The 1629-nt window shown below is 44.9% G+C and carries 2 protein-coding genes and 2 pseudogenes; all 4 read left to right on the forward strand.

What is annotated here, in order from left to right; genetic code table 11:
* Positions 1-84, forward strand: a pseudogene (locus GMD4S_RS12990) (glutamate racemase); the annotation flags it as partial.
* Positions 81-1052 (forward strand): nucleoside-triphosphate diphosphatase, encoded by a 972-nt coding sequence (locus tag GMD4S_RS08620; RefSeq protein ID WP_000182431.1) that lies wholly within the window; start codon positions 81-83, stop codon positions 1050-1052. The pseudogene GMD4S_RS12990 and the gene GMD4S_RS08620, both read left to right, overlap by 4 nt.
* A complete protein-coding gene (locus GMD4S_RS08625; RefSeq protein ID WP_001118939.1) occupies positions 1028-1549 on the forward strand; it encodes a metallophosphoesterase in 522 nt (173 codons plus the stop codon). The genes GMD4S_RS08620 and GMD4S_RS08625 overlap by 25 nt, the downstream gene beginning before the upstream one ends.
* A pseudogene (locus GMD4S_RS08630) lies at positions 1546-1629 on the forward strand (cyclic-di-AMP-binding protein CbpB); the annotation flags it as partial. The gene GMD4S_RS08625 and the pseudogene GMD4S_RS08630, both read left to right, overlap by 4 nt.

A 1629-nucleotide genomic window follows, 5' to 3' on the forward strand; every position in this document is an offset into this window, starting at 1 on the left:
ACAACAGCCAATAGCCAAAGTTTTGCCCAGATTGGAGCAGAATGGCTGGAAAAAGAGATTCATGTGGAGCATGTAACTTTATGACAAACAAAATTTATGAATACAAGGATGACCAGGACTGGTATGTCGGTGTCTGGGATGTCTATGGAGGCATCTATAGCCTTATCAAAGATCCTCTCGAGCTTGATTTTATGGATTTAGCGCGGATTTTTCGGGACGAGGAAAATGGCTTTCCGATTACGATAACGGTGATGCGCTGGTCTTCTAACTTCCGTCTGCTCTCCTTTATCGTTGAGATTTTAAATGCTGAAGCAGGCCGCAATCTAGAAGTCATCCAACGTCAGGGTGCCCTGCTCTTGATTGAAAATGGACAGCTTTTGCATGTCGAATTGCCTAAAGAAGGAGTTGAAGTGGAAACCTTCTTTGAAACTAGCAAGGTCAGAGAAACTCTGCTCATTGCGACTCGTAACGAAGGAAAGACCAAGGAATTCCGAGCTATCTTTGACAAGTTAGGCTACGATGTGGAAAATCTCAATGACTATCCAGATTTGCCTGAAGTAGCTGAAACAGGTATGACCTTTGAAGAAAATGCCCGCCTCAAGGCAGAAACCATTTCCCAATTAACAGGCAAGATGGTGCTAGCAGATGACTCAGGTCTCAAAGTCGATGTCCTCGGCGGTTTGCCAGGAGTCTGGTCAGCCCGTTTTGCAGGTGTGGGAGCAACCGACCGTGAAAACAATGCCAAACTCTTGCACGAATTGGCCATGGTCTTTGAACTCAAGGACCGTTCGGCTCAATTCCACACAACCCTAGTCGTAGCTAGTCCAAACAAGGAAAGCTTGGTGGTTGAAGCTGACTGGCCAGGTTATATCAACTTTGAACCCAAGGGTGAAAATGGCTTTGGTTATGATCCGCTCTTCCTTGTGGGAGAGACAGGTAAGTCAGCAGCTGAATTAACCCTTGAAGAAAAAAATAGCCAATCCCACCGTGCCTTAGCCGTTAAGAAACTTTTGGAGGTATTTCCATCATGGCAAAGCAAACCATCATTGTAATGAGTGATTCCCATGGCGATAGCTTGATTGTGGAAGAAATTCGTGATCGTTATCTGGGGAAAGTCGATGCCATTTTTCACGATGGTGACTCAGAACTCCGTCCAGACTCTCCGCTCTGGGAAGGCATCCATGTCGTCAAAGGAAATATGGACTTTTATGCTGGCTACCCAGAACGTTTGGTAACTCAACTTGGTCCAACTAAGATCATCCAGACGCATGGACACTTGTTTGATATCAATTTCAACTTTCAAAAGTTGGACTACTGGGCTCAGGAAGAAGATGCCGATATCTGTCTCTATGGTCACTTGCATGTACCAAATGCTTGGATGGAAGGAAAGACTCTTTTTCTCAATCCAGGCTCCATCAGCCAACCACGAGGAACTATTAGAGAATGCCTCTATGCCCGTGTGGAGATTGATGACAGCTATTTTAAAGTAGACTTTTTGACACGTGATCATGAGGTTTATCCAGGTCTGTCCAAGGAGTTTGCTCGATGATTGCCAAGGAATTTGAAGCATTTTTATTGGAGCAGGAAGAGACTTTTCTTACCCCTGCTGAGAATCTAGCAGCCTTGATT

The organism is Streptococcus sp. GMD4S, assembly GCF_000296955.1.

Coding starts and splice junctions, on each gene's coding strand:
- GMD4S_RS08620 (WP_000182431.1), top strand. CDS start 81: ATGACAAACAAAATTTATGAATACAAGGATGACCAGGACTGGTATGTC.
- GMD4S_RS08625 (WP_001118939.1), top strand. CDS start 1,028: ATGGCAAAGCAAACCATCATTGTAATGAGTGATTCCCATGGCGATAGC.